Origin of the sequence: Pseudomonas putida, assembly GCA_029953615.1 — a bacterium.
GTDB lineage: Bacteria > Pseudomonadota > Gammaproteobacteria > Pseudomonadales > Pseudomonadaceae > Aquipseudomonas.
Genome location: CP124529.1, coordinates 155,191 through 175,944, shown reverse-complemented (window position 1 = coordinate 175,944; position 20,754 = coordinate 155,191). Strand labels below are relative to the sequence as shown.

Genomic DNA, 20,754 nt, shown 5'->3' with positions numbered 1-20,754 from the left:
CAGGTCCACTTGGAATGTGGCTCTTATTGAGCGGATAGGTTCAGTTTCCGCACTGCAAGCCATGATATCTCTAGTCATCCTTCCGCTTCTCAAGCAGATTGGCAATGGCTAATCATGGGACAGGCCTAGCTTTCTATCCCTTTTGAGGGCAACCAGGCTGGCAGAGTAAAAAGGTTGCCAGCCTGGTCTGTGTCACGCCCGGATAAACACCTGTGTATCACCCATGTCAGCCGAGACGACATTGACCTTCAGTCGGTTCAAGGCCTCTCCCTGCTTTTCCGCGTCTGCCTTGAAATCAAAGGCTTCTACGTAGAGTTGTCCGGAGTTTCGATCCGCGCGCCAGTACGACATGCCCTGGTCCAATCGGATCCTGACTTCGTGCCCCGATTCGAAGGTCAAGCGCAACATGCGTCCGTGCTCGATTGCAGGCTTGCTATTCACGTTGGCACTGAACCCAACGTACTCGAGGGCGGACTGGAGAGCGGCGTCGCGCTGATCATGGTCAGCCCAGTCATGCCAAAGTTGCCGTGGTCCCTGGAAGTTTGCCTGGTAGTGTTGTCCGGTAACCGAGACGTGCGGATTTGCAGCCGCGTTTGCGACTGTATTCTTCAGTGCGTCAAGGACCTCGACCAGCAGTGCGACAGTGAACGGATTGCGAGTATAGCGATCCGTGTACTCGATTCTTTCTAGGGAGTCGTTCCCGGTCAGCACTGCTTTCAGTGCAGGGGACCGCTCGATGAGTAGCGCCCAGAACCGGGTTCCGAAACCACAGAATTTCCCGCTGAGCTCATCGGGACCGATATCCACTTCGACGTCACCAACCTGCGGGCGAATCTCCATGCCGGTGTAGCTCGTACACGCCAAGTCGATGGATGGTAGTCTGCCGCGAACCAGGAGCTGGCCTTCGTCATTTCGTGCCCAATTGTCGTTAGGAATACCCAAGGTACAGTTTCTGCTTGCCCATATATCGGCGGCCTCTTGTCTGGCCAGTGACACCAAAAGGGCATGTGTTCCGCCCATCGAGAGGGATTCCGGCGCCACTTCTCCGTAGCAAATACCGTTGTCGACCAATGCAGCGAGGCGGTAGAGGTTACCTTCGTCTAATTGGGCCAGTGAGCCGGCCGCCGCTTGCAAGTGCACCCCGAAACCTTGCGCTCTCCAGTTGGCAAGACGGCCCAAAAGTCGGGAAGCCATGGGGAGATCCCATTTGTCAGGGTTTCCCTGTAGATACAGCGTGATGTCGGTATGTTCCCTGCTGTTGAGCCGCGTTTCCACTGCTTCAAGGAGGCCAGTAATCTCCGCAACGTTCTCATGCGGGAAGACGCGCTCTGCCTCCGGCAGGGCTAGAGCATTTCGCCAAGTCGGAGAGATCCACTCCAAGGCCCGTATCCTATCGAGCTTCTCCGTGTCAAAGCGAGTATCAAATCCAATGAGGCAGTTCTGGCACGCGTTCTGGCAATGGGGGCATTGCAGGGTCTCAAGGACCCTGTCCCACAGGCTTTGGAGGTTGATATCCCGCGCTGCCTGGCTGGTATATCCACCACTCCGCAGGTCGAAGACCTGAACCAACTCTACCGCCTTACCTTCCCACGCGATTTGCCGGGTACTGAAGCCGAGCTCCTCAGAGATAACCCCCATGGCCTCGGCGACAGCGTCACGAAGGGCAACGGCAATTGTGAAGGCTGCCACCTTGTCGTTCATCCACGCGCTTGATAGCGGGTTGCGTAGGAGCAACTCTATCGCATCCGTTTCGGTGTCATGTCCCAGCATTACATCCGGCTGAATTTTCCAGCGGTTGGAGTTGCCCGGACAGGCCTCTTCACTGTCGTCCATACGACCACCGCGTAAGCGTTTGTGCGGAGTCTTCGTCGAAGATCTGAATGACGCCGGCAGGAACCCCTCATTTGCAGGTGCGTTATCATCCGCTACGGACAACATAGGTTCTGCCCGGCCGCATTCCAGGCATAGGGCGAAGCCAGCTTTGTGCTCGCCCGCGGTGTGATGGAACATGTGAGCACGAGGGCTGGCGCGGAACAGGCCATTCGCAGGGTTTGCCAACGGGATCCATGGCTCGTTCACGCTCAGGCGCGAGGGGCGCGCGGGGATATAGACCGGATGGTCGACATCTGTGTGAGGCAGATCTCCGAAGAAAGAGACGGCAAAGCCAGACGGCACCAGATAACGCATTACGTCTTTATTGGGATCCAGTTGCTTGCCGCAGCACTCGCATTCCGATGGTTTGAGCACGAAACTGCTGCCGGTGGATCCGCACCCACTGCACTGCCATGCCCATTTAAACAGCTGTGTTTCTCGAAGTTCAGCTTCGGTTGGTGGCAGTAGCCAGTTGAGGGAGATGCCGCGGGATTGGTAGACAAGCCCATCGATGACTACTTCTGCGCCCGGAGCATACTCGCGAAGAGCTGTCGCGCGGTCTCGGGACGGTAGGTCGCGACTGCTTCCCCATTTGTCCTCTCGCTCGTGGCCAGTCTCGCGCTGATCTTTCTTTTGGTAATAGGTGTTATTGAAGGTGACCACATCTGTCGGGAAGCCATATCCTGGAAGGAAGCGGCGGGCTGCTAGTTCACTCAGAAGATAGGCGCCGGTCAAGCGCGCGAGCTGAGCCAGAAGCGCACGCAATGCCGCGCTTTTGGCTTCGCTGCATCCTTCGAAGTGCTTTTTCTCCTGCTCAGCACACTGGAACTCGTGCAGCCATTCCAGGGCGATCTCCGCCAAGGCTTTGCCACTATGCTTCGTGAGGACCGCGGCGGGCGTGTGCGCCAGAGTAGTCCGATAAACGAGAGCCTGAAGGGGCTTCCGGACCTCGGGAATCTCGGCGGCTTCTACTTGGCACCAACGACTGAATCGCTCTGCCAATGAGTCGACATAGCCAGATTCGGGGACCTCGCGCATGAAGAAGGGGCCGACGGTCATTCCCTTCAGCTCGTCGTGACCTAAGACGTCTTTCATCCAGTAAGACAGCAGGAATGCGTTCAGATGACGCATTACCAGCTCGGTACTGCGCATCTCTACTTTCGGTACCACCATTGGGGTTTCGAACGGCCAGAGAGGGCGGGAGAAGACGTGCTGGTCATGGGGCGTGCGTCGACACACAGTCAGTGCCATGGCTCGACCTTCACCTCGGCGACCTGCGCGGCCAGCACGTTGCAAATAGTTGGCTGGATGCGGCGGCACGTTATTATTAGCTACCGCGGCGATACGGTCGATGTCGATCCCCATTTCCATGGTGGTGGAGCAGTTCAACAGGTTGATCTCACCATCGTTGAACTTCCTCTCGTATTTTTGGAGTAGCCCAGTGCGCTGCTGTGCCGAGTGCTCCGCGGAACGGAAGTACCGGGTACTCTCGATGATTCGATCGTGAAGGTCCGACCAGAGGCCTTGATCACGCATGGCCATAACCCCAGTCTCAGTGCTCAACCAGTCGCGGGCCATGGCAATCCGCTCGTGATCGTCCAAGGCCCCGCCATTACGGTGGGGGTAACGGGGAATCGTGTAGGCTGGCAGGCGTGTGTGAGGGTCCTGGCTGCCCTGCGCGCCATATGGGCTGAGGTTGCAGAAAGCGGTATCGAGGAAACGCCTAGTAACCGGGCAAAGGCTGACGGTGCTTGAGAGGCGGAAGTGCAGCTTGCGCAGGTCAAGCTGTACACCCTGCGAATCTCCGGTGAGCAGCCCTGTTTCTTTCGTCAAGGCACGCCAAGCTTCCTGCAGAAGGAAGTTGATCCGGTCTTCGTTCGCATCGGTCGGCCAGCCAAAAGCGTTGCAAAGCAGGTTGATTGGCCTGGACTGACGAGTAGTGTTGGGAGTCACCTGTGGCCAGATTTTGAAGCGGCGTCCAGGGCTCTCTCTTGTAGTCGGCGGAAGCAGGTGTTTTGCCCTAAACTTCGTGCCAATGAAGCGCTGCCACTGCGGGCTAATGCTAACGAAGCTGTTCTCGCGCACATAGAAGTCTAGAAGGACCTTCAGGTAGGCGCGCCACTCTTCTACGCTACCCAACCATGCGCTCGGAGCCTTTACGGTTGCCAGTTCGGGATAAACAATCTCAACAAGTCCCATTGTTTCGAGGTTGTTCCGAGCTTTCGGTCGACGCATGAACTCGCGCGCCAGAAACATACCTGCTAGCTCATGCGTGCCGCCTTGGTTTTCGAAGAGCTCCCTGCCGCGATCGCGGTAGTATTCCAGCATCCCAAAGTTTTCATCTTTCACGTCGGGGCTCATGGCCAGTAGGCCAATAAGCTGGTTCCACGACAGTATCGCCCCGGCGCTAGATTCGGCCTTCAGGTCCTTGAGTCTCTGGAGGGTCCGTAAATCACGCTCGCGTAATGTGCCGTCTTGCTCTTCAGCGAGAAGCTCAATGAGGTCCTGCTCATCGTCCGCCGTTAGGGACGATTTCGGCTGCTCATTCAGCAGGTGATGGTAGACCAGGCTCCTAACTCGAAGGCGTTCGGAGTCCTGTTGGAGCTTCGCCGCTGTACGGGCCGTGCCCTGACGGCTGTCTGTGAAAGAGATCATCTTACGGCCGCGGAAGGGCTTGAGAAGAGGTGCTTTGTCGTCTTCTGGACAGAACTCCAGGACAGCGGGAATCACAGTGCTTAGAAGGAACGGAGTACCGATCACGGCACTCCGGTACTGGATGCCCTGCGGTCCTTCTGTCAAACAGCAGGGGCATTTATCCATTGAATCGAGTACAAGGATATCCAGCTTCGCTGCATCACCCTCTGGGCAGTGGTCCAACAGACGCTCGGTTGCACGATCGAACCAGCGGTTTTCCATTTCCTGTTGGTTCGACGTTGCACGGTTGACGATCAGCCAACGCTTCCCGTCCGATGAGGAGCTCTCGTTGTTTATCTCATCATCAGGGTCCGGGTCGAGGTCAATGGCGAACTCGTCAACGTCGTCCAGACGAATACCCGAAACTCCCCCGTTTGCATGCTTGCCGAGTAGGAAAGCCTCGTTGCAGGTCACACAGCTGACTAGGCTTACCACCGGCGCACCGCACTCACAGTGCGTGCGGTCGTCGGTGTACACCCTTCCATACGGCCAGTCAGGGCTGTTCAGAGGTGTGTCGACCCTGTAGTGGCACTTCGGGTCAACGCAGACGAGCAAGCCCTGCAGCACGTTGTGGAAGAGGTGCAACCTTACCGGAAGGAAGAACGGATCATCCTCGCTATCAGGCATCCGAGTGCCTGACATCAGACTCAGCCAGGCGAGCAGGTCCTGCGAACTGACCGACGAAGCAAAGTGCTGGGCCAGCATGTTCAAGGTATTTACTCGGGTACCGTCCGACGTGATGAACGCCTCGCGTATCTGCCTAGCAAGGGGATGGGCCGACAGGGCCAAATAGCGGGAGGTGCTTGCCTCCAGTGCGGATTCAATCGCCGCAAGCTCACTCAAGGATGGTGCACTGGAAGTGTCTGCGCAGGCAGGCAGCGATGGGACCTCCCGTTGTCCCTGGACAACCTCTACCTGCATCTCGTCAACACCGGCCATATCTGCGAGAAACTTGGTCAAGGAGTCAACGGTGCCTTTGTCCTTACCAAAGGTAGCCGAGGTGGCGATGAAGCGGACGTCTTTAGGTTCGACCTTAAAGGCATGCATGACCCGGCGGAGCAGCAGCGCCATTTCTGCAGCCTGCGAACCAATATAGGTGTGCGCTTCGTCCAGCACGATCCACCGGAGCTGGCCTTTGGATTGTTCGAGTATTGGCGCGTCATCTTTGCGCACTAGCATGTACTCGAGCATGGTGGCGTTGGTCACCAGTAGTGGTGGTGCACTTTCCCGAAGGCCATTACGGCTATACACGTGGCCCTTGGATTTTTGCGCTGAACTCTTCTCGGACGTCTTCAAGGCTCCGGTGTATAGGCAGTAGCGCACCTTGCCCTCGAATCCATCGGTCCAGGCATCGAGGCGATTCTGCTGACTATTGATCAGGGCGTTCAGCGGATAAATCATGATTGCCTGCACCCCTTGCAACGTACCTTTCTCAGCCGCGGCGCGCGCCAGGCTGTCTAGTACCGGGACCATGAAGCACTCGGTCTTGCCAGAGCCCGTTCCGCTGGTGACTACCAGAGACTTGGTCTCCTTGGTTGAGAGCTTTTGCCAAGCCTCTAGCTGGTGCCGGTAGACCTTGGCGTTAGAAGGAAATGGCCGAATTCCGGCACTCTTCGGTGGTGATGTCATATTGCGCACCAGACTCGGGTGCAACAGGTTTCCACTCAGGCTACTCAGCGAGTCCTCGCTCTTCTGCCAACCAAAGGTCGGCTCGAACACTGGATCGGCGAGCAAAGCTCCCTTTTGACCTGGTGTGCCGAGCAGTTGCTGGGACAGGTATTCGCGCAGTGCCGGTTCTTTCAGCGCCAGCAGGCTCTGGATGGCGCGAGTGCTGCGGCTACGAAGCTCATCAATCAGAGATTCGAAATACGTCATGTGGATCCTCCTGGTATTAGTGCGCGACTGTGCCGGTGCAAAAGGCCAAAACCTGGCCTAGCCGGTAACCCTCGTCGAACCATTGGCGATCAAACTCTCGGTACAGGCGTAGGGCATGTAGTCGATCCATCTGGGACAGCCACTGCTGGTGGTTTCCGCTTGCGGTCTCGTAGCCCAGCCAGACAGGCATTCCAATCATTGGCCATTTGTGGTCCGTACGGTCGAGGGTGACCGAGGCAAACAACGCTCGTGCTGGCGGGGTGGAAAGGAAGGCCTTGATTTGAGTTTTCATCGCTGTCGGCCAAGATCCATCCCCGTCATCCGGGCGTCGCTTCAAAACACCAAATGGGCCATCCTCGGACAGGGCACGAGCCAGCATTTTCTTCAGCAAAGCTGTTGGGTTCTGTTGGAGTAATTCAGCAGGTCTGTCTGTAATTTCGAGCTGGAGACTTCCAGCGAGGTCCAGGCCTAACGTTACACTTGGCTGGCCGATAGCTAATGTTTCTCTGCGCTCCTGCCAGACCCTCCGAAGATGGCGAACTCCCCGCGGGCCGCTATCCTGCTGCCAAAAACAGTGGAGTGTTCGAACGCATGCCACCCAGTCTGCCGGTGACGTAAGGAGCCATTCGAAAGGGAGCTCCTCGGAGGTCCGTGGGGCAATTTGCTCGGCAAATCCTTCTAAGTGGAGCAGGGCCATGATCATCGCTTGGGGATTGCTCGCAAATACCCGCCAAATGTCCAGGCCGGACAGGGGTAAGTGCCCCAAAGTGTTGACGAGGTCTTCCAGGATCAACCAGTTCTCATCCTCTGGGTGAGCGACAAGCCCAGCGACTACAGTCTGCAAGGCGGCAATGCGCTCAGCGGAGGTCTGGACGGAGAGAGCCCGGCCCAGCCCCTGCAACCTGGTCGTTGGCTTCCCAAGTGGGGCCGAAACTTCCCAAATCAGGGGCCGGAAAACTGAGGGTGAGGCTGCGTCAGGGAAAATTAGCCACGGTCCAGGTTCGCGCAGCTCTGGGTTGAACCACCAGCGGCCAACATATTCGCCATCCGAACGCGCGTGCTTGAGGGATGTGTCTCCGGCCTCCGGACGACTGATCGGGATCGCCCGCACACCAAGACTGTCCACTCCAGCAGCAGGTTGGCGCGCTGACAGTGGGAAACCCAAAACTCCAACGTTTGTGTCACGCTCGAGCCACGCCGTGTATCTGCCCACACGAATCGAGGCTACAGCCGAGTTGAGCTCAAGGGCATCGATGGTTACCGTTGCATCGAGTTTCTCGGTACAGGCCAACATCTCACGAATGGGAGACATGAATTCGAACAGGCGGATCTCAGCCGAAAGTCCGTACTTGTAAGTACGAGACAGGAGTGCAGGGCCGGAGTCCCCGTTTCGCAACGTCAAGCTCACCTCCCAGTGGCGTCTGTGGCGGCCAGGCAAAAGACGCAAGCGCGTCCCTAACAGGCTCTCGACATCGATACGTTCTCTGGTTTGCATGCGCTTGCCGGCAGTATCAAAGAAGACCGCTCCGGTGCCCGGGAATGGCAGGGTCAACCGTTGGATTTGAGCGCCGGGCCAGGCTATCAACAAGGTGACATCGGTTGGCAGGTGATCCCCGGTTGCACTGACGCGGACCTTCCAGTCCGCGCCAACCTGCTCGGGCACAATTTCGTAGTCTTTCGCTTCGGAGCCAATTCCTAGAGCGGGCCAACGCTTCAACCAGATTGTGCCTCCGTGGCTGTTTCGATCACCGCCATCCTCAATTGAGGCATCCACTGGTAGCAGTACTGCATTAAGGCGAGTCTGGGGCGCGTTGGCGTGCTTCCATACCAAGGTACCCATCCCATGGGGAGGGGACCTGAAAGATACCAGTGAGGGCTTGCTGCCCACTCTCCAATGGAACTCGCCCTGCGCGATTGGTGCGCCACTGCCATCTGGGTTCAGTTTGTACAGCGTTGGCAAGCCAATATAGACCTGGGTGGGCTGAGAGGCGATGTCCAGCAAGCGGCCACTCCAGTTCAAGGTTCCCTGGTCTCCATACTCTTGAGCGCAATCTACGCGATAGTCGCCATCAGGTAAGGGGATGCGGGTCGTACCCCTGGATAGTCGGTAGAGTGCTCGCCCAGGTAAAGGGGAGGGGAGCTCGACACGGTCACCGCCCTCATTTAGCACCACGGCCCCTTCCGGGACGCATAACAACATTGTGTCCTTGGTGAGACGAACACTGCCTATTGCCAGTAACCGGCCGTCAGGCTCAGCGTCCTCGAAGACCCACGGCATGTCTGGCTCCAGCGGATCACTGCCAGGCAATTGGGTGTGGAAAAGCACCTCTCCCAAGCGAATCAGACGTAAGTGGGCCACCTGGGTGTTTGATAACAGTTCAGGGGGGAGGCCACGGCTTTGCAACCGAACGCTCAGTGTTCTGTGTACAGCATCTGCCAGTGGGTATTCCTTGTCGCCAATCTTCAGGCTGATCTGAAACGAAGGCGGAAGGGACTGCTCGTCAACTATGCTGAAAAGCTCGGCTATTGCCTGAGGGGTGGTTGTGGGCAGGACGTCGATAGTGGAAATAAGGCGATATCCATCGCCGCCAAAGCGCAGCACTCGGCGCATCTGGATGGGGTTACGTCGGAAACCTACTTCCGCCTGCGACGCTTCCTGGATCAGGCCTCCAATTAGCTGGCGTGCTGAGTCGCAATCGATGCGCAATGGGAAGTTTTCCATCCACTGCGGATCTCGGGCATTCAGAAACTCGACTGGGTCTTCGGTGTTTTTCAGAGCATGTGACTGATAGAGCCCCTTTACCACCTGCACCACCTCAGCCAGCAGATCGTAGAGCGGCGCCTGGCGGTAGCTATGTGGCAGATGGTGCTGATGCTGCTCCACTTCCGCGCGGATGGCTTGGAGGGCCAAGCCGCAGAGGATGGCTTGGCGCAGCACCGTTCTAAGCAAGCGTGAGAGCGGACCATGGGCTGTTTCGATTAGGCGCAGCGGTAGTCCACCCTGAGTCGCAACGACGCCGATGTAGCGCTTCCCACCCTCATTCCCACCGTTCAGTTGCCAGGCTGCGCGTCCCCGCTCAACAAGCTGTTGGATCTGGGCGTATTGCGGCTGAGCCATGCCAAGGCTTTCAAACACTGGGTTCCACGCCCAGGCCCCACCATCGTAGGACCGCTTCCACCATTCCGCCGCGTAGAGCAACCATGCCATGGGTAACGTGTTTTGCCCAAAGAGCCCGGAATGCCCCGTGCTTTGCCTGAGCAGGTCAGACAATGCGGAATACTCTTGGTCTGAAACCCGGTAGGTGTAAAGAGGGCGTCTATTCGGTTTGTCCAAGCCTCTGGCCCGCAAGAAGCTCTGGATCCAGGTATACAGATTGAGATTCTCGGTACCCATGACCAGATCCATTTTACCTCCTGTAATTTGCGGCACGGGGCAGTCGTGTACCCGCACAACCATAGGTTGGATCAACCTAAGGAGAGAACGGCGCACTAACGAAGGCAGCCTATGATCTTCGAGTTGTGAGATCCCAAGCCTCGAGCTTAGAAGAGTTCATTTCATTCCTGGCGATTCAAGCAAAGCGATGCTGGCAGGTTGGTATCATGCCATGCCTGGCAGCCGTGGTCTAAGTACTGTTTCGGATCTTTCTGGATGCTTAAGTAATCCGCATACATTGGATTTTCTAGAATGCAGGATGAACCCATGCCGTTTCGCAAGATCGACAGTCGGTGACTGTGTCGGCGACTCCGTGGGACGCATGCAGTTCAGAGTCTGGATGAGTGCAACCGCGCGGAGTTGAGTTTATGCACTGACTCATATTTTTTGCGTATCTTGTAGGAAATTTCCTCTTTTTTGATAGGCTTTTGCCATCGCTCGAGAGGAAAATGAAATGCCCGTCGTCATCGTTGAAAACGACACATCGCAGTGGGAAGACGAGACAGGCGCTGTCTATCACTTCCCCAAGCGTTACCAAGCCTGGCTCGCGCAGGGAACCGAGGTGATCTACTACAAAGGGCGCATCAAGGAAAAAGCCTTTGCTTCCGTCCGCCTCAGCACCGATCCGCATTATTTTGGTAAGGCACATATAGGTCAGGTCTACGCGGACCGGAAGAGCGATAAGGGTGATCTGTTTGCTCTGATCGAAAACTTCACGCCGTTTGAAGACGCTGTCCCCTCGAAAATTGACGGCGAGTACCTGGAGACTATCCCCGCCAGCCGTATGAGTAACTACTGGCGTGATGGCGTTCGGCCAATTTCACAATCCGATTACGATGCCATCTTAAGCCATGCGACGCTCCTGCCTTCGCGTGCTGACGCGGCTGTACCGTACACGGAAGACGACCCACTTGCCTTTGAATCGGCCAGTGAAGGCAGCAAAACAAGCTACTTTGGAACCCGTTACGAGCGCCGGAAAGATTTGAGGATGAAGGCCATCGCCATCCACGGGCTTGACTGCAAGGCATGCGGGTTTGATTTCGAACAGGCATACGGCGAACACGCGAAGGGCTTCATTCACGTTCATCACGTAGTACCGATTTCGGATTTTGGTGGGGAGAAGGCCGTGAATCCTGAGACAGACCTCGTGACGTTGTGCGCCAACTGTCACGCGGTTGTCCATCGCAAGAGAGATAAGACTCTGAGTGTTGACGAGTTGAAAGGAATGTTGCGCGGGCGATGGGTAACCGAGTCCCAGTAGACAGCTAAGCGCACGCTAACTTTGCCTGGCTGTGGAAGTGGGGCAGCTGGAGCGCCTTCAAAACAGGGGATGGACATAGGTTCTGAAGGCATCCAGTGAGGGAAGGGTGATTCAGCGCATCATGCCCAGCTCGGCATCATCCATCAGCGCCTTAGCCAATGCGCAGAGGTAATGCGAAGCCCAGATCAGCTGAGGTTTGTCCTCCATCAAGCCGTCCAGGGTCATATCTCGTGCGTAGCCCATAAGCTCCGAGGCCTGTTCGCGGGCGCTCTGGCAGGGGATGCCTGCTTCGATGCGGAACAGCGGATGGGTCTGGTTTTCACCTTGGTAGAAGGTGGTTTTGCCGACGGTGAATTTGGTTTCTTCTGTGGACATTGTTCAATCTCCCCGAAATCTCTCGTGCCTGGTCTGGCCTCATCGCCGGCAAGCCAGCTCCCACAAATACTGCATAGGCCTCGAGATCTGTGGGGCAGCTTAGATCCATGTGGGAGCCTTGCTTGCTGGCGATAGGGGCAGCCCAGGCGACACATAAATGAAGCCTTAGTGCAAAGTCCTAGGCTCAGTGGGCATCTGCACCTGGACCAGTGCGGACTCAAGCAAAGCTCGCAGCGTCTCCAGTTCATGCATCGAGGTCATCATCAAAATCGACGCAGGCGATTTGGGCTGCAGCAGCATTGCCTGATGCACGACGGTCGCCGCGCATAGTGCGTAGTCCGTGGCTTGGATCAGGGTGTCTTCAAGGCAGAGAGTCTTGTGTGGAGGATCTGGAACGATCTTGAGCATGGTGAAGCTCCAACGTAGAAGGAGGGACTACCACGGCCATGCCGTCAAGCAATGGGGTGGTAGCTGTACGCGGGTTGACGGACCGAGACGTTGGCACTCGGCGCACCACAGGGTGCCCGCACGTACAGCCACCATAAAAGTGTGCACATGAGGAAAGCGTCATCGGTCCGTCAAAACCGGTCGCTGAATTGGCAGCGACGAGCCGAGACTAAAATCCACGTTGGTCATGTGCAACGAAAAACAGGCGCAGGGAGTATCTTTGGGAAATGGCCTACAAGGAAGGGGTTAATTCTGACTTTTTTCGCCCATTGACCCTCACAGCATGCAACGCCGGCTGCTCTGTTAACGGTTTGTGGCTCTCAAAAAGCTTTCCACTCACGAATCCCCGTATCCAGTTATGTCGCGATGCCAACAAACGGTCCAGCATGGACTTTCGCCACTCAAGCCTTGAAACTGACCCGCTCGCATCTGGACCAAGGCAGGTACGGGCCAGCCCCTGACAACGGACGCCAAGTCACAGCCCATGGAATGCACCGAAGATGACTATCGAAGCTTTTGCCCCTTTCCAGCGCTTTGCCGCTGGCCTGTTGAAGTATCTACCGGCTGACCAGCCAGATGGCTCCCACGACCTGTCCCACATCCATCGCGTATGGGTCAACGCACAACGGATACAGCGCGTAGAAGGCGGCGACCTGGAAGTTCTGCTTGCAGCGACGGTGCTGCATGATTGTGTCGCAGTAGAAAAGAACTCGCCCTTGCGTGGGCAGGCGTCAACGCTGTCCGCACAAAAGGCGGCGTCAATCCTCGCTGATATGGGCTGGCCCTTGCAGCGCATCGAACAGGTGGCGCATGCAGTCAAAACCCACAGCTACTCGGCTGGCTTTGAACCACTCACCCTTGAGGCCAGGATTCTTCAGGACAGCGATCGCCTGGACGCCATAGGTGCAGTGGGTATCGCCCGGTGTTTTTACGTTTCCGGGCGAATGGGGTCGGCGCTGTACGATTTCGAGAACCCCACTGCGTGGGGGAGGGAGTATCAGGACAAGGCGTATGCGGTCGAGCACTTTCATACCAAGCTGCTCAAGCTTGTGTCAGGGTTTAAAACTGGTGAAGGGGCTCGGCTGGCTGCTGAGCGTCATGCTCGGCTTGAGGTGTTTCTGGCGGATTTCATGGATGAGATTGGGGCGGGTGGGGCAGGTCTGAAGTGACGCGGTTTTGGGGGATTGGCAGGTTGTTTATGGCGTGAGGCGGCTGTCTAAGAGCTGCACACGACTGATTGGTTTTGCAGGTGTATTTGGGATGTAGCCAAGCCTTGGGCTTTGCGGGCGGCGAGTAGATAGCTGTGGCCGCGTGGCTCTGCGTGGTTTGTTTAGGCGGGGAAGAATCTGGCGGGGCATGGCACCGGCTGCGCCGGTGTTCGCGGCTGAAGCCGCTCCCACAGAGGGGGCGGGGCTGCTGAGTGTTTTGAGGGCGGGCTGCTGATTCAGGGAGATGGGTGCAGTTTTCTGAGGGCGGGCTGCTCGTGGAGGCTGCTTCGGCGATGCCATGCGGTGTGTTGGGGTGTTCGTGGGCATGTCGGGCTGCAGCATCGTCGGCCGCTCAGCGGCTGGGTCAGGGGTTACTGGTTAGGCTATCGGTGCGGTGATGCACCAATGGGCTGGGCCTTCTTGTACCAGGTTCTGCTGATTGGTGAGTGGTATGCCGTGTTTTGGGCGGGTCGCACTGGATGGCACGGGCTGCGCCCGTGTTCGCGGGCGCGCCCGCTCCCACAGGGATCGCGTCATCTTTTGGAATTTGAGCAAGCATTTGCTTCCACAAGGATCGCGCCATGTTTTGAGTTTGAGCAGGGCAATGGCTTTCACTGGGGCGCGGCACTTTTTTGGAGTTTTTGCTGGGCGGTTGCTTTCACGGGACGCGCGCAGGGTTTTAGCGCTGTGCTTGCGGCCTTTGGATGATCCAGCTTTGGCGGAAAGAGCATGCCGAGTGGGGCGGGTTCGGGGAAATGAATAGCCGGGCTGACGTGCGAGTTAGAGGTGCCGTACAGCCCGGTTCGCGCTCGTCTCAGAGCGGCGGCGCTACATAGACAACCCGATCACGCCCGTTCTGTTTGGCGGTATAAAGCCCCTTATCGGCGCGTTCCAGCGCGTCATCCAGCGTTTCCCCCTTGGCAAACAGGGTGCACCCGATGCTCAGGGTCACCTTCAACTGACCACAGGGCAACTGCATCGGGCTGGCACCCACCTGTTCGCGAATCCGCTCAGCAATCCGTGTCAGCTCTTCGCTGTCTTTAACATGCAAAACTGCGACGAACTCCTCACCCCCATGGCGCACCAGCAGGTCATCAGGGCGCAGGGCAGCACGCAGGCGACGGGCAGTTTCGCAAAGCACCTTGTCACCGCCACCATGGCCGTACTTGTCGTTGATGGACTTGAAGTGATCCAGGTCGGCATACACCGCTCCCAGTTGTAAGCCGTTCACGTCGGCCAATCGCCGTTCATGCTCTTCAAACGCCGACAACGCGCCGCGGTTCCACAGTTGCGTCAAAGGGTCGAGCAGGGCTTTGCGCTGCTCGCGATCCATTTCAAGGCGCAAGTCGCGGTTCACCTGCGCCAAGGTGCGCAGCTGCAAGTAGCCCTCGGCGAGCGTGGCCAGGTCCCTGAAGTTCGCTTGCTGGGCCTCGCTCAGCTCGCGCGGGCGTGGGTCGAACATGCACAGCGTACCGATGGCTTTGCCGTTGCCTGCGCGCAAGGGGTGGCCGGCGTAAAAGCGGATATAGGGCTCGTTGAGCACGAGCGGGTTGTCGACGAATCGCCCGTCGCACGTGGCGTCGGGGACCATCAGGGTACCCTCGCCGAGAATGGCGTAGCCGCAGAAGGAAACACTGCGCGTCGTCTCGCTTGCCTCCAGCCCTATGCGGGCCTTGAACCACTGTCGGTCCTGATCGATCAGGCTGATCAGAACGGTATCCACGTGGGCCAGGTCCTGGGTGAGCCGCACCAGGGTATCGAGGTAATGCTCGGCCGGTGTATCGACCAGGTTCATGTCATCGAGCGTGCGCTGGCGGAGCGCTTCGTCAGCGGGTAACGGGCAAGCTGGCATCGTTGATTCTCCATTCCCTGGTGGGTTGCTTATACACCCTGGCGGTTACAGGTTCTCTATCCGTCAAAACAAGCACAGCATAGGTGATGACGAGAAGCCATGCGCTACAGGGATGGTCGGGAATTTCTCCTTGAGTGTGTGATTTCTCCCGGCCAACCTTCGTCAAGAATGCTACCCCCTTAGCCGTCGCCTGGGGGACTGATACAGGGCCTTTCATGCAAACGCTGTTGAACGAGATTCTCGAAGAAGTACGTCCCTTGATCGGCAAGGGCAAAGTGGCTGACTACATTCCTGCGTTGGCCGATGTGCCTGCGAACCAGTTGGGTATCGCAGTCTATGGCAACGACGGCAGCTATCACTGCGCAGGCGACGCGCTGGTGCCGTTTTCGGTGCAGAGTATTTCCAAGGTGTTCAGCCTGGTGCAGGCGATTGGCCACTCGGGGGAAGCCATTTGGCAGCGGCTTGGCCATGAGCCTTCCGGCCAGCCGTTCAACTCGCTGGTGCAGTTGGAGTTCGAGCGGGGGCGGCCGCGTAATCCTTTTATCAATGCGGGTGCGTTGGTGATCTGCGATATCAACCAGTCGCGCTTTGCAGCACCCACGTTGTCGATGCGTGATTTCGTGCGGCGGCTGTCGGGTAATCCGCACATCTCGATCGATGCCCGCGTCGCCGACTCGGAATATCAATTCCGCGCGCGTAACGCGGCCATGGCTTACCTGATGCAATCGTTCGGCAACTTCCATAACGAGGTGGAAGCTGTGCTGCGTAGCTATTTCAGTTACTGCGCGCTGCAGATGAACTGCCTTGATCTGGCTCGGGCGTTCTGTTTCCTGGCCAACGATGGGTTCTGCAAGCACAGCGGTGAGCAGATTCTGACCCGCCGCCAGACCCAGCAGGTGAACTCGATCATGGCTACCAGCGGGCTGTATGACGAAGCAGGGAATTTCGCCTATCGGGTGGGGTTGCCGGGCAAGAGCGGTGTGGGGGGCGGGATTGTGGCGATCGTGCCGGGGCAGTTCACGGTGTGCGTGTGGTCGCCGGAGTTGAATGCTGCGGGTAACTCCCTGGCGGGGATGGCGGCACTCGAACTGCTTAGTTCGCGTATCGGCTGGTCGGTGTTCTGATCGGCGGGCTCGGTGGCTGAGGTAGGCCCGGTTGATACCTCAGCTCGTCGGGTCCTGCCCCAGTACCTTGGCCAGGGCCACGCGGGCGTCTTCAAGCTGTACCAGTGAAGCATGCCGCGCGCCCAGCGCGTCGCCGTTCTGGATAGCGGTCAGAATCGCCTTGTGCCTGGGCAGGGCGAGCTGGTCGAAGTTCGCGCGCTGGTTGGAGTAGCGCACCGACTCGCGCAGCGCCATCGACAGCATGTTGCACAGGTAAGCCAGCAGGTCGTTGTGGGTGGCGTCGGCGATGCGGGCGTGGAAGTCCAGGTCCGGTTGCAGGCGTTCTTCGTGGTTGCGTGCGGCTTCCATGCGCTGGTAGGCCTCGGCGATCGAATCGACATCCTCGGCGCTGGCGTTGGTGGCGGCCAGCGCGGCGGCAGCCGGTTCGATGACCCAGCGTACGCTGCTCAGCATGTTGAAGAATTCCTGCTGTGGCGTGGCCTGCATCAGCCAGTGCAGCACGTCGGGGTCGAGCATGTGCCAGTCGTGGCGCGGCCGGACCAGGGTACCTACCCGTGGGCGTGCTTCGATCAGACCCTTGGCGGTAAGGGCGCGCATGGCCTCGCGGAATACCGGCCGGCTGATTGCGTAGGCTTCGCACAGGCTGGCCTCGGAAGGCAGCTTCTGCCCGGGTGCGAGTTGGCCGGAGACGATCTGGACGCCAAGGTCCTGGACCAGGGTGGCGTGCATGCTCTTGCGCGTGGTGGGCTGGCGGTAGTTCATGTGGGGCGGGGCGGATCCTTCTGGCGGGGGCAGCATCATAGCATTAGCGCGTCAACGCGGGGCATGGCACCGGCTGCGCCGGTGTTCGCGGCTGAAGCCGCTCCCACAGGTGTAGTGTTAACTCGAAGCCAGCGCAGTGCCTGTGGGAGCGGGCATGCCCGCGAAGCAGGCGACGCGGAGGATGGCACCGGCTTTGCCGGTGTTCGCGGCCGCGGCCGCTCCCACAGGTGTAGTGTCAGCTCGAAGCCAGCGCAGTACCTGTGGGAGCGGGCATGCCCGCGAAGCAGGTGACGCGGAGGATGGCACCGGCTTTGCTGGTGTTCGCGGCCGCGGCCGCTCCCACAGGTGTAGTGTCAGCTCGAAGCCGGCGCAGTACCTGTGGGAGCGGGCGTGCCCGCGAAGCAGGCGACGCGATGGATGGCACCGGCTTTGCCGGTGTTCGCGGGCATGCCCTGATGCCAATCAGTCAAGCGATTTGGGGCCGCTTTGCGGCCCATCGCTGGCAAGCCAGGCTCCCACAGGTACGGCGCAAGCCTCAAGGCTTTCGCGGTCCCTGTGGGAGCCCGGCTTGCCGGCGATGGGCTGCGCAGCAGCCCCAATGACGTCAGGCCTTAGTGCGAGTGCTTGGGCACCGCCGCCCCTCGGCAACCGACCAGGAAGTCGAAGTCGCAACCTTCGTCAGCCTGCATCACATGGTCCAGGTACAGCCTGGCGTAACCACCGCTGATCAACTGCGGCGGGGCTTGCAGGTCGGCCAGGCGGCCGGCCAGCTCCTGGTCGGAAATGTCCAGGTGCAGGCGGCCTTCCTTGCAATCCAGTTCGATCCAGTCACCCTCACGCACGGCAGCCAATGGCCCGCCTGCGGCCGCTTCCGGCGCCACATGCAGTACCACGGTGCCATAGGCGGTGCCGCTCATGCGGGCATCGGAAATGCGCACCATGTCGGTCACCCCTTGGGCCAGCAGCTTGGCCGGCAGGCCCATGTTGCCGACCTCGGCCATGCCCGGGTAGCCCTTGGGCCCGCAGTGCTTCATCACCAGCACGGAACTGGCGTCCACATCCAGCTCGGGGTCGTTGATGCGTGCCTTATAGTCGTCGAAATTCTCGAACACCACCGCACGGCCACGATGCTGCATCAGCGCCGGGGTGGCGGCCGAGGGCTTGAGCACCGCACCCTTGGGCGCCAGGTTGCCACGCAGGATGCAGATGCCGCCATCGGCAACCAGCGGCTTGTCGATCGGGCGGATCACCTCTTCGTCGTACAGTGGTGCGACCTGGCAGTTATCCCACAGGCTCTTGCCGTTGGCAGTCAGCGCGGCAGGGTTGGGCAGCAGGCCGTTTTCGCCCAGGCGGCGGATGACCGCAGGCAGGCCGCCGGCATAGTAGAACTCTTCCATCAGGAAACGGCCCGAGGGCTGCAGGTCCACCAGGGTTGGCGTACCACGGCCGATGCGGGTCCAGTCTTCCAGCTGCAGGTCCACGCCGATGCGCCCGGCAATGGCCTTGAGGTGAATCACCGCGTTGGTCGAGCCGCCGATGGCGGCGTTGACGCGGATGGCGTTCTCGAAGGCTTCGCGGGTGAGGATTTTCGACAGGCGCAGGTCTTCGCGCACCATGTCGACAATGCGCATGCCCGACAGGTGGGCCAGCACGTAGCGCCGTGCATCCACCGCCGGGATGGCGGCGTTGTGCGGCAGCGAGGTGCCCAGCGCCTCGGCCATGCAGGCCATGGTCGAGGCGGTGCCCATGGTGTTGCAGGTACCCGCCGAGCGCGACATGCCGGCTTCGGCCGAGAGAAACTCGTTGAGGTCGATCTGGCCGGCCTTGTAGGCCTCGTGCATCTGCCAGACGATGGTGCCGGCACCAATGTCCTTGCCTTTGTGCTTACCGTTCAGCATCGGCCCACCGGTAACCACGATCGCCGGCACGTCACAGCTCGCCGCGCCCATCAGCAGCGCCGGGGTGGTCTTGTCACAGCCGGTCAGCAGTACCACCGCGTCCACCGGGTTGCCACGGATCGCTTCTTCCACATCCATACTGGCCAGGTTGCGGGTAAGCATGGCGGTGGGGCGCAGGTTGGATTCGCCGCTGGAGAACACCGGGAACTCCACCGGGAAGCCGCCAGCCTCCAGCACACCCTTCTTGACGTGCTCGGCAATTTTGCGGAAGTGCGCGTTGCACGGGGTCAGCTCCGACCAGGTGTTGCAGATGCCGATGATCGGCTTGCCCTGGAATTCATGGTCCGGGATGCCCTGGTTCTTCATCCAGCTGCGGTACATGAAACCGTTCTTGTCAGCGGTTCCGAACCATTGGGCGGAGCGCAGTGGGCGTTTGGGATCAGACATGGGGACACCTAATTAGTATTACTATTTATCGTTGTTAGATCGACTGTACTGATAAAATTGGTCTCTGTGAAGGCTTGTTGGTGCAATTAGTAATACTATAAGATCATTCTCCCAGGTCAGAGGTCTGCCAAAAAGTCCCCGGCCAGGTGTTGTACCCATTACAAGAACAATTGGAGACATCGCCATGATTCAGGAGCAGCGGCTCGTCCGCCTGATCACACTGAAACTCATCCCTTTTCTGGTACTGCTTTACCTGGTGGCCTATGTCGACCGTTCCGCGGTGGGCTTCGCCAAGCTGCACATGGGCGCCGACATCGGCCTGGGTGACGCGGCCTATGGCCTGGGTGCCGGGCTCTTCTTCATTGGTTACTTCCTGTTCGAGGTGCCGAGCAACCTGTTGCTCGACCGCTTTGGCGCGCGCCGCTGGTTCGCCCGCATCCTGGTCACCTGGGGCGCGATCACCGTCGGTATGGCGTTCGTTACCGGGCCCAACGGGTTCTACGTGATGCGCTTTCTGCTGGGGGCGGCCGAGGCGGGCTTCTTCCCGGGCGTGCTGTACTACATCACCCAGTGGTACCCGGTGCGCCATCGGGGCAAGATCCTCGGCTTCTTCATCCTCTCCCAGCCGCTGGCAATGCTGATCACCGGGCCGCTTTCGGGCGCGCTGCTGGGGCTCGATGGCACATACGGCCTGCATGGCTGGCAATGGCTGTTCATCTGCATCGGTACACCGGCGGTGCTGCTGGCCTGGCCCACCTTGCGGCTGCTGCCGGACAGCCCGGCCAAGGTGCGCTGGCTCAGCGACGAGCAACGCAGCTGGCTGCAGGAACAGCTGGCCAATGACCTGCGCGAGTTCGGCCAGACCCGCCATGGCAATCCGCTGCATGCCCTGAAGGACAGCCGGGTGCTTTTGCTGGCGCTGTTCTACCTGCCGGTGACCCTGAGCATCTACGGCCTGGGCCTGTGGCTGCCGACACTCATCCACCAGTTTGGCGGCAGTGACCTGATGACCGGTTTCGTTTCGGCCGTGCCTTACCTGTTCGGCATCATCGGCCTGCTGATCGTGCCGCGCAGCTCTGACCGGTTGAACGACCGCTACGGCCACCTTGGCCTGTTGTACGCCCTGGGTGCGATCGGCCTGTTCCTCAGTGCCTGGCTGAGCGTGCCCGGCCTGCAACTGGCGGCGCTGTGCCTGGTGGCGTTTGCGCTGTTCTCCTGCACGGCCATTTTCTGGACCTTGCCAGGCCGGTTCTTCTCCGGTGCCAGTGCCGCTGCGGGCATCGCGCTCATCAACTCCATAGGCAACCTTGGCGGCTATCTCGGCCCGTTCGGCATCGGCGCGCTCAAGGAGCACACCGGGCAGTTGTCGTCGGGCCTGTATTTCCTGGCAGCGGTGATGCTGTTCGGCTTGCTGCTCACTGGTGTGGTCTACAACCGCCTCGAGCGCCGTCAGCGCCTGGCTTCTACGCGGGTAGCCCCGGCCCCCCGCTAACTTTTGCAACCGAA

General features: G+C 59.1%; 11 protein-coding genes. 4 read left to right on the top strand and 7 right to left on the bottom strand.

Features of this window, described 5'->3' with window-relative positions:
• Nucleotides 1-192: 192 nt before the first annotated feature.
• Together QIY50_00790 and QIY50_00785 are read right to left on the bottom strand one after the other, a co-directional pair.
• Nucleotides 193-6,441, bottom strand: coding sequence for a DEAD/DEAH box helicase (locus QIY50_00790; protein ID WGV20882.1), 6,249 nt, complete (start codon nucleotides 6,439-6,441; stop codon nucleotides 193-195).
• Between the two features lie 16 nt (nucleotides 6,442-6,457).
• A complete protein-coding gene (locus QIY50_00785; protein ID WGV20881.1) occupies nucleotides 6,458-9,847 on the bottom strand; it encodes an STY4851/ECs_5259 family protein in 3,390 nt (1,129 codons plus the stop codon).
• A gap of 481 nt (nucleotides 9,848-10,328) precedes the next feature.
• Here QIY50_00785 and QIY50_00780 point away from each other — a divergent pair, with 481 nt between their 5' ends.
• Nucleotides 10,329-11,135: an HNH endonuclease gene (locus QIY50_00780; GenBank protein WGV20880.1), complete on the top strand. Its 807-nt coding sequence runs from the start codon at nucleotides 10,329-10,331 to the stop codon at nucleotides 11,133-11,135.
• 111 nt (nucleotides 11,136-11,246) lie between these two features.
• On the opposite strand, the gene QIY50_00775 is transcribed toward QIY50_00780, so the two are convergent.
• Both QIY50_00775 and QIY50_00770 read right to left on the bottom strand, forming a co-directional pair.
• Nucleotides 11,247-11,510: a DUF3077 domain-containing protein gene (locus QIY50_00775; protein ID WGV20879.1), complete on the bottom strand. Its 264-nt coding sequence runs from the start codon at nucleotides 11,508-11,510 to the stop codon at nucleotides 11,247-11,249.
• Nucleotides 11,511-11,675: 165 nt separating this feature from the next.
• On the bottom strand, nucleotides 11,676-11,918 hold the full coding sequence (locus QIY50_00770; protein ID WGV20878.1) for a hypothetical protein: 243 nt from the start codon (nucleotides 11,916-11,918) through the stop codon (nucleotides 11,676-11,678).
• A gap of 539 nt (nucleotides 11,919-12,457) precedes the next feature.
• Here QIY50_00770 and QIY50_00765 point away from each other — a divergent pair.
• Nucleotides 12,458-13,126: an HD domain-containing protein gene (locus tag QIY50_00765; GenBank protein ID WGV20877.1), complete on the top strand. Its 669-nt coding sequence runs from the start codon at nucleotides 12,458-12,460 to the stop codon at nucleotides 13,124-13,126.
• A gap of 853 nt (nucleotides 13,127-13,979) precedes the next feature.
• Here the strand turns inward: QIY50_00765 and QIY50_00760 are convergent.
• Nucleotides 13,980-15,017 (bottom strand): sensor domain-containing diguanylate cyclase, encoded by a 1,038-nt coding sequence (locus tag QIY50_00760; GenBank protein WGV20876.1) that lies wholly within the window; start codon nucleotides 15,015-15,017, stop codon nucleotides 13,980-13,982.
• A 215-nt stretch (nucleotides 15,018-15,232) separates the two neighbouring features.
• Between QIY50_00760 and glsB the strand changes: the two genes are divergently transcribed.
• The gene (gene glsB, locus QIY50_00755; GenBank protein ID WGV20875.1) at nucleotides 15,233-16,141 is read left to right on the top strand and encodes a glutaminase B; all 909 of its coding nucleotides are present in this window, start codon (nucleotides 15,233-15,235) and stop codon (nucleotides 16,139-16,141) included.
• 39 nt (nucleotides 16,142-16,180) lie between these two features.
• Here glsB and QIY50_00750 read toward each other — a convergent pair whose 3' ends face one another.
• Complete coding sequence (locus QIY50_00750; GenBank protein WGV20874.1) at nucleotides 16,181-16,903, bottom strand: FadR/GntR family transcriptional regulator; 723 nt, start codon at nucleotides 16,901-16,903, stop codon at nucleotides 16,181-16,183.
• Between the two features lie 611 nt (nucleotides 16,904-17,514).
• Nucleotides 17,515-19,248 (bottom strand): IlvD/Edd family dehydratase, encoded by a 1,734-nt coding sequence (locus QIY50_00745; protein ID WGV20873.1) that lies wholly within the window; start codon nucleotides 19,246-19,248, stop codon nucleotides 17,515-17,517.
• Between the two features lie 184 nt (nucleotides 19,249-19,432).
• Between QIY50_00745 and QIY50_00740 the strand changes: the two genes are divergently transcribed.
• Nucleotides 19,433-20,740, top strand: a complete 1,308-nt coding sequence (locus QIY50_00740) for an MFS transporter (GenBank protein WGV20872.1) — start codon at nucleotides 19,433-19,435, stop codon at nucleotides 20,738-20,740.
• Nucleotides 20,741-20,754 lie beyond the last annotated feature (14 nt).